Annotated in this window: 4 protein-coding genes and 2 pseudogenes; 2 read left to right on the top strand and 4 right to left on the bottom strand. The window is 69.5% G+C overall.

What is annotated here, in order from left to right:
- Positions 1-523: 523 nt before the first annotated feature.
- Positions 524-761 (top strand): annotated as a pseudogene (locus tag ACFW2E_RS35220) (hypothetical protein).
- 511 nt (positions 762-1,272) lie between these two features.
- On the opposite strand, the pseudogene ACFW2E_RS35215 reads toward ACFW2E_RS35220, so the two are convergent.
- From ACFW2E_RS35215 to ACFW2E_RS35205, 3 genes and pseudogenes are all read right to left on the bottom strand, one after another.
- A pseudogene (locus ACFW2E_RS35215) lies at positions 1,273-2,102 on the bottom strand (IS5 family transposase).
- Between the two features lie 44 nt (positions 2,103-2,146).
- Complete coding sequence (locus ACFW2E_RS35210) at positions 2,147-2,725, bottom strand: hypothetical protein (RefSeq protein ID WP_384472544.1); 579 nt, start codon at positions 2,723-2,725, stop codon at positions 2,147-2,149.
- Positions 2,726-3,176: 451 nt separating this feature from the next.
- Positions 3,177-6,764 carry an NACHT domain-containing protein gene (locus tag ACFW2E_RS35205; protein WP_384472541.1) on the bottom strand — a complete coding sequence of 1,196 codons (3,588 nt, stop codon included), beginning with the start codon at positions 6,762-6,764 and terminating at the stop codon, positions 3,177-3,179.
- A gap of 170 nt (positions 6,765-6,934) precedes the next feature.
- On the opposite strand from ACFW2E_RS35205, the gene ACFW2E_RS35200 reads away from it, so the two are divergent.
- Positions 6,935-7,120 carry a hypothetical protein gene (locus ACFW2E_RS35200; RefSeq protein WP_384472538.1) on the top strand — a complete coding sequence of 62 codons (186 nt, stop codon included), beginning with the start codon at positions 6,935-6,937 and terminating at the stop codon, positions 7,118-7,120.
- A 262-nt stretch (positions 7,121-7,382) separates the two neighbouring features.
- Here ACFW2E_RS35200 and ACFW2E_RS35195 read toward each other — a convergent pair whose 3' ends face one another.
- Positions 7,383-7,940: a DUF4240 domain-containing protein gene (locus tag ACFW2E_RS35195; RefSeq protein ID WP_384472535.1), complete on the bottom strand. Its 558-nt coding sequence runs from the start codon at positions 7,938-7,940 to the stop codon at positions 7,383-7,385.
- Between the last annotated feature and the right edge of the window lie 186 nt (positions 7,941-8,126).

Genomic DNA, 8,126 nt, shown 5'->3' with positions numbered 1-8,126 from the left:
TGAACGGGGCTATCCAAGACGGCTCCGACGCCGTGATCACACCAGCCACACCAAGATCATCTCACCCCTGACCAGGGGTTACGGGACAGCCCTTAGGCGGAGGGGAGAGGCGCGAGTCTTCGGTCGCTGTCGCGGTTCTTCAGGGCCAGGTTTTCGTGGTAGAGGTTCGCGGTCACTGTCGCGAGGGCGTCAAGTTGCCATTGAGCTGCGTGATCGCGGCTCTCGCTTCGCGAAGCAGCAGCTGCGGACGGCCGAGTGCCGGCGGGGGCATGGCGGGAAGCGTCCAGGACGGTTGCAGCGACTTTTCCTCGGACCGCCTGGATGCGGCCCTAGGCGACCACTGCCGTCCGGCGGGCCAAGGCGCGTGCGCGTGGCGAGCGGCTGTGGGTGGCGAAGATGCTGTTCTGGGCCGACCACAGGTCCGACCGCGAGGCCGACCACGCCGGGCGCGACCCCCGACCACGGCGCCGGACGAGGCGTGTCCGAAGTGACCCGTAATTCGAACAAGTGATCTAATGTCGGTATGGACGTGACCGGCTTCCCCGACGACCTGGATGCAGACGCAAGCCGCCTGGAACGCCACCTACCAAGCACTCGCCGTACCCCGCCCACGCGACACCACCGCCCTGCGCCGCCGCCTGCTGCTCCTGTCCGTACGGCTGTGGTGGCACCCCTACTGGGAGATTGTCCCCTCGGTGCTGGCGGCACGGTCCGAGCTGCGCCACCTCGCCTGCGCCCACGGAGCCGTCCGGGCCGTGTGACCGGTCGCCCCGGTTGACCAGGAGCACGAGGTTGCGGCAAGGGTTGCGCCTATCTGTTGCGCTGGATGTTGCGCCAAGGGCTGCGGCTACTGTTGCGCGTCCCGCAGGTCCGTTCCCGTGTACGCGCAGGTCGCCACACCGTTTTGCCTTGGCCGGTCCGCTGACATCCCCGTTGCGGCTGCTCTGCCCATGTCCCTTGGCTGGAGTGAAGGAGGAAGGGACGGGCGGGATGGGCGGCGTGGCCGCGGCCGGGGGTCGGGGCGCGCTCAGCCGGTTGCGCGTCGGCCGGGGCCACCGCGCATAACCGCCGTCTAGCCCGGCGGCCGGACCGGGGGCTCCTTGGTCGGTCGGGCGCGTGCAGCGCTGCCGCTGGGTTCCCGGGTGACGCAACGCGGCGGTGTTCTGGTAGGACACGGGCTCGGGCGCGGCGGACGTGGCCCCCGGGCCCGGACCCGTGTACGGCGTCTCCGGCCGGTCGGCCGCCGCCGGGCTTAGGAGTTGTCTTCAAATGTCACGCCCACATCAGGAGCGAGGCGAGGGTGACGGCTGCCTGGTAGGACTCGGCGGTCTTGTCGTAGCGGGTTGCGATGCTGCGCCACTGCTTGAGGCGGTTGAAACACCGCTCCACCACGTTGCGGCGCTTGTAGAGCTACTTGTCGAAGGCTGGCGGGCGTCCGCCCCGGCTGCCGCGCCGGAGCCGGTTGCGAACCTGGTCGGACCGCTCGGGGATGGTGTGGCTGATACCGCGCCGTCGCAGCCAGGTGCGGATGGCTTTGGAGCTGTAGCCCTTGTCGCCCAGGACGTGGGCGGGTCTGATGCGGGGCCGTCCTGGGCCGATGCGGGGCACTCGTATCGCGTCCATCACGGCGGTGAACTGCGTGCAGTCGTTGGTGTTCCCGCCCGTGACCACGAAGGCGAGCGGGCGGCCGAAGGCGTCGCAGGCAAGGTGGATTTTGCTGGTCAGGCCGCCCCGGGAGCGTCCGAGTGCCGGTGGGCAGAGCCCCCTTTTCGGGCCCCGGCGGCATGCTGGTGGGCTCGCACGACGGTGGAGTCGACCGACACCAGCCAGTCGATGTCCCCGGCCGCGTCCGCCTTTGCCTGCGCGGCCCGCAACATCCGCTCGAAGGTCCCGTCCAGGGCCCACCGGCGGAAGCGGGTGTGCAGCGTCTGCCACGGCCCGTACCGCTCGGGCACATCCCGCCAGGCGGTGCCGGTGCGGAACTTCCACACGATCCCGTTGAGGACCCTTCGGTCGTCCAACCGCCTCCGGCCCCGCAAGGGCACAGGCAGCAGTGGCCGGACGAACTCCCACTCGGCATCGGACAGTTCATGGCGACGTATCACCCGACCATGATCCACCACTCAAGATCAATTGAAGACACGACCTAGGAGTAGGTCATCGGGCAGCCGTACCGCAGGGAGTATTGCGCGGCGCGCAGGTAGAGCGCCACGTAGAAGGCCGCGTCCCGGTCTTCGGCCCACGGTCCCGGCCGCACCCGGGCGGTCAGCTCGGCCTCGCCCTCGAGGAACCACAGGCTCAGTGCGAGGTTCTCGCCTGCCGGTATCGCGTCCAGGGGCAGTCCGACGGCACTGGCCAGCCGCTCGGCCAGGGCGAGCACCCGCGGGGCCCCGGCGACCGCTGTCTGTTCGCCGGAGTATGCGGTGCCGACGGGGAGCACGATCTCTTCCTCCAGCGTGAACGGCACCAGCACGCTCCAGTCGAGGAGGGCCGACAGCTCCGCGTCGGTCAGCCGCGTCCTGCACAGCGCCACGAAGCCGTCCATGGACGGGCTGACCTTCTCCTCGAACCAGCCCGGCGCCTTCCGTGCGGCCTGCTGCGGCTCGTAAGGGGGCAGCCCGCGCCGCTCGAGCTCGGTGTTCAGCGCGGTGGCGACGTCCCCGTACCCGTCCTCCCCCGGCTGCGACCAGTCCTGCGCGGCGACACTCACCAGATAGACACCCATGATTGCAACGTACCGGCCGCCACCGACAACGTCCCGGCTCCTCGTGACAAGTGGCGCGGCGGCCGCGCCCACCAGTTCAGCTGCGGTATCCGCGGTGGGTACCCACTCCCCATCGACCGAGAGAGAGGGCCGTCACATGGCAGAGGAGGCGAGGAGAATCCTCGCGCTGGTAGACCAGAACACGGGCGAAGCTACGTGCACATGTGCTTGCAGCAAGTCGATCCGATCCTGCAGCCGGATCGCTTAGCAATGTGGTAATGCTCTTCCTGGTAAGTGAGTCGATCTCCGAGTCTGATCCCTATGCGAGCAGGGTGAAGGCGTTGGACTCCAGCGAGCGCCCATGCCGCGGCCTGACCGGTCCGTGCGCTGCTGGCCTGGCAGTGACGTGGTGGCAGGACAACTGACACCCGCTGTCCAGCTGACAGGCGCCCCTTGGTGTCGTCGTGGCGGTTCAGCTTGTGCTTTTGGCCCGCGCACGGGCTTTGAGGAGCTGCCGCAGGCCGGTCAGCAGCCGCTCGTGGAAGACGGCGGGGGCCGCGGCTCCGGGAGCCGTCCGCAGCCGTTCGACGTGCCGCATCTGGTTCTGGATCCAGGGCACCTCCTCCCGGGCGAGCTGACGCTCGAACTCCGCCTCGTGCCCGCCGGCGGCGAGCGCTTGGAGCATCATGGCGCGCCGCTCGGGCTCGGGCGCGTCCGCCGCTCGCGGGTCGGTGACGAAGAGAGCGGTGTAATTCGGGTGGTCGGGCCACCACTGCGCCATCCAGCGCAGGGCGTGGTCGCGTACCGCGGGATCGCGATCGGCGGACGCGCAGCGGTACAGCAGCTCACGAACCTCTGGAAGGTGCGCACAGCACTCGGTTAGCCACTGGATGGCGGCCACCCGGAGTTCGGGATCCGGGCCATGTACCGCGTTTTCCAGAAGCACGGCCATCGCCGCAGGATCGCCGCCCCAGGTCGCGACGAGCACACGCATCGCGGTCTGCTGCAGGCTGATGTGGCGGGAGGACCGGCAGTAGTCGAGGAGGAAGTCCCGCGCCTCGGTGTCGAGGCTGTGGCCGATGGCGCGCAGAGCGGTCTCCGCGGCTGCTCCGAGGGGGGTGGGGGACGGCCCAGCCTTGTAGGCGGGCGCGAGGCCCACGGAGTCTCGCATCAGCAACCGAAGGTCCTCGGGATGGCTCCGTAACCACGAGGCCAGCGTCTCTCGGCCGCCGATCAGCTCTTGGTAGTCGAGCAGCGTGCTGAGCTTGTCGTACTGGCGACACCGCCAGGCCGCCATCGCCGTTCCCGCAGTCAGCTCGGAGCCGAACGTGGTGTCGTCTCTCCAGAAAGCGTCGACGGGGTAGCGCGGTGCGGGAAGCGGGCGCGCCCCGCCGCTCGCTTCCTCCGGGTCCGACACCAACTCGGCCCGCAGCTCCGCCGCCGTGGCCCGTACCGCGTCGAATACGTCATCCCGCGCCCGCCACTGCAGGAAGCGCGCTGTCTCGTCGTCCGGGTGGCGGCGCGCCAGGGAGCTCAGCGCCTCCTTGCGCGCGCCGGGTGCGGGATCGCCGACGGCGCGGGCCTGGAGGAACAGCCGCAGTTCCGCGGCCCCTTTGTGCTCGACGGGGCGGGCGCCCAGGGCCTGAAGGGCGGCGACGCGAACGATGATCTCGTCGTGCACGACACTGGTCTTGAGCGCCTCTGTGACGGTGGTGCTCGCTGGCCACCGTTCGCCCAGGACAGCGACGGCTCCGGCGCGGGCGTTCGTGGACCGGGCGAACCGCGTATACGCGATGACGGCGGGGAAGTTACGGTGCAGCGCGCCGGCGAGCTGGGCGGCGATGCGGGACTCGATGAACTGGCCCCATGTGTGGAACCAGGTCAGATAGCGGTCGCGACCCGCCCAGTTCTCACCGAAGGAGGCGAGTGAAGGGGCAAGGCTCTCGGCCGTGAGGTACGCATCGTCGAGAGGGAACTCCTCGAAGGCCTCGGCCGCCGCGCTCAGGTATTGGGTGATCCCGTCGACCACCGCGACGCTCTGGGTGCTCAGCGTCCCGATCTTCTTCACCTCGGCGAGTGCCCGGAGGGCGAGGACAAGCCGCTCCTTGCGGTCGGTGAAATGGGCTGGCCGGAGGAGGCTATCCACCAGCCTCCCGGTGTCCTGCTCCCGGAGCTGCCCGGCGAGCAGCAGGATCACCTCGTGCCAGGTGGTGTCCTCGGCCCTCGGCGCGAGGACCTCCGAGACGAGGGCTTCGGGGGTCCACTCCCGTTCGTGCTCGTAGCGGTGGATGATGTCTGCCGCGGCCAGGTACTCCAGGAACGTGCGGTGCACGAAGCCCCAGGCGCCCCCGCCGTACCGGGCGAGGATGAAGTTGCGCTCCCGGAGCTGCTGGATCATGGCGCGGGCGGCGCGGCGCGCGACGTCCGGGCGGACGTCGCAGAGCTGGAGGTACTGGCGGAAGACGTCCTCGATGTCCGCCTCGGGCACGTAGTTGCCCGAGATGCCGCCCGATCCCTCCTGCATTCTGCGGGCGAGGAGCCGCAGCATTTCCAGGCGTTCGGTCTGGCCGAGCAGGTCGAGGGCTTCGGCGACCGGCTCGGACAGCGGGGCCGTCAGATGCTTGGCGTCCCGGTCCCAGCGGGCGACGAGGACGGTGACGGCGTGCTGGTACACCCCGTGCCGGTCGCGGGGGAGGGTCTGCCGGCGGCCGAGGATGGCGAGGATGGTCAGCAGGAGCGGGTTCCCGGCCAGTTCGCGCACGGACCGCGAGTGAGCGACTGCGTCCTTGAACCGGGTGAGGAGCTGCTCGGTGAGCGCGGGCTGTCCGGGGCACGCCGTCTCGTACCACCGGCGCGCGAACTCGTGGATACGGGGGGTGTCCAGGTCCTGGATCATGTAGTGGGCGAACCCCGCTCCGTCCAGCGTCTGTCGCTGGTAGCCGATGACCCGGGAGGTGACGATCACCCGGCAGTGCTCGTGGTGGGCGGCGAACCCGGCGATGCGGCGGGCCGTCTCCGCCCGCAACTGCGGGTCGAAGATCTCGTCGAGCCCGTCGAAGACGAGGAGGACGCGTCCCTCGTCGAGAAGCTGGCTCAGAACGGGGAGTGGGAGGCCCATCCCTTCGGTGGTCCACAGGTGTGCGAGGAACTCCGCGAATGTCTGCTGTCGCCAGGCCGGTTGTGCGTAGTGCCGCAGCTCTACGATGAGGGGAATCCGGCCTGCGAGGCTGGCGAGGGCCCCGTCGGGACGGAGGCCGCTGGTCAGGGCGAGTGCGAGGTAGTGCGCGAGAGTGGACTTGCCGGCTCCTGGGTCGCCGAGGAGCACGACCCGCTGGCCCCTCGCCCGGACGAGGACGTCGAGCACGTGCTCGACGGGCTGCCGGCGGTACGCCTCTACGAGGGAGTCGAGCAGCTCCAGGTCGAGCCCCGGCGGCAGCTCCCCGTCCGCGGCCAGCTCCTTGCCCTTGAGGAGCTGGCCCATGAGTTCCCGGGAGAGTTCCACCGGCGGCGGGTCGGCCCGGACGGTCGGCACGACGAAGACCTCGCGCAGCTCGACGCTTGGCTGTGTGCTCTGGTCGTTGTCGGGGGTGAGGACCTCTAGGTCAAGACTTCCGTACGTCTCCCGGACACGGCGGGCGTAGGTTGCGAGCGCCCGGTCGGCGTCGGCGTCCCGATCGTCCTCGGCGGCGTCGCCCGGTCCGTCGTCCCGAGCGCCATCCCAGCTGTCCTCCCTGGCTGCTTCGAGGAGCGTGACGAGCTGCCGGTGCCGGTCCCGCCATAGCTCTCGGTCCACCAGGGAGCCCCTGATCGGATTGGAGGGTGGGGCGCAGTTGACGCACGCGTCGAGGACCGCCGTCACTACGTCCCAGTCAGGGGGCCTGACGAACTCGCCCTGCAGGAGCCGGTGAATGCTCGACTTGCTGAGGGGCCGGCCGCCGAGCGCCGGGTTCTGGGCGCTCGTCCGCTCCAGCTCCGCGGCGCTGGGCGTGCCCGCTGCCCGGTGCACCTCCCGGAGCCAGGCGGTGAACTGCTTCCGTACCTTGTCTCCCCGTTGAGACACCGCATCCTCCCCGGCGTCCCGGAACGTCCCGGGACGCTCCGCGTTCCGGCCCCAGCCTAGGCCGCGACCTGCGGCGACGAGGTAGGTATCCCGATTTGCTCCGGCTTCCGCCACCGGCCGCCCGGCTAACGCAAGGTGCTCCCGTCACCGACGAATGAACGGAGCACACGATGACGCTGCACGACCTCCTCGACACCCTCGGCCCCGTAGGTTTGCTCGCCCTCTTCGGCATACTCATGGTCTTCGTGGGGGTGGTGCTGCCGACCATTTGGTCGCGCCACGCCTACCGACGGTCTGCGGCCCGCATGACCATGAACACCCTCCTTAAGGCGCTGCGTCGGCTCTACCCCTTCTAACGCCTCATCGACGAAACGTCCCCTGGTAGTGCTTGGACGGGTTCGTATCGGATGCGTATGGCGCGGTGGCAGGCGGGGCAGGTGCCGGTCCAGAAGCCGACGGGTGCCTGCATCTTCTCGCAGATGACCTGGTAGAGGCTCATTCCTCCGCCCGTGGCTGGCGACAGTGTTGCGCTGGCGCCCCGCCACGGCAGCCGTGATCCAGAATCAATCCAGGCCTGTGTTTTGAAGCATAACGAGACTCAGGGCCGCCTTGAGAGCGTCAGCTCGGATCATAGAGGGCGGCCAGTCGCGGTAGGCGTCGGCGCATCTCCTCAGCGTCGTCGAAGTCGAACGGCTCGCCCATGCCCTGGTCTCTGTCCGCCCCACCCGTGGCGTGCTCCTCGCGGTAGGCCTCCCATGCCTCCCAGAAACTGTCCTCGTCACCGGTCAGCTGCGCGTAGGCATGGCAGGAGACGAAGTTGAAGTCTTCGGTGAACACGACGTCCTGGTCGTGGGCGGCTGCTGCGGCACGGACAGCGGGATGTTCGGCGAGGACGTCAGGGGAGGCGGCCACGCGTTCGTACCAGTGGGGTCCGAGCGTGACCAGGCCGGCGGTGAAGTCGCTGAACCGGTCATCGGAGCAGCCGCCACCGATGAGGTAGGCGGCTGCCCATACGTCCCAACGGTGGACCGCATGGCGCAGCTGGGCGAAGCGGTATTCGAACGCGAGGATCTCTTCTGCAGTGCGGGCGGCGAGGTGAGCAGCGACCGCTGCCTCGAGCGGTTCGTCACTGTCCTTTGCGGTGTCGAGCACGCGCCAGAACGCTTCGGTGTCCATGAAGGGGAGTCTGCCAGCGCCCACACCCTTGCTGCCGCGAGGGCCGTAGGCCCGTTCCGCGCGCAGCGCGGGGGAGGCTGGAGCGCAGCGGAAGCCTCTGGCCGGGCGGAGCCCGGCACCGGACTGCAACGCAGGCCGGCCCCACTCCCGGAGCGCAGCGGAGGGAGTGTCAGTTCGCTTGCGAAG

Origin of the sequence: Streptomyces sp. NPDC058964 (genome assembly GCF_042741275.1) — a bacterium.
Lineage (GTDB): Bacteria > Actinomycetota > Actinomycetes > Streptomycetales > Streptomycetaceae > Streptomyces.
The sequence above is the reverse complement of the archived record's forward strand: the minus strand, read 5'-3'. Positions and strand labels throughout refer to the sequence as shown.

Coding starts and splice junctions, on each gene's coding strand:
- ACFW2E_RS35200 (WP_384472538.1), top strand. CDS start 6,935: ATGACGCTGCACGACCTCCTCGACACCCTCGGCCCCGTAGGTTTGCTC.
- ACFW2E_RS35195 (WP_384472535.1), bottom strand. CDS start 7,940: ATGGACACCGAAGCGTTCTGGCGCGTGCTCGACACCGCAAAGGACAGT.
- ACFW2E_RS35210 (WP_384472544.1), bottom strand. CDS start 2,725: ATGGGTGTCTATCTGGTGAGTGTCGCCGCGCAGGACTGGTCGCAGCCG.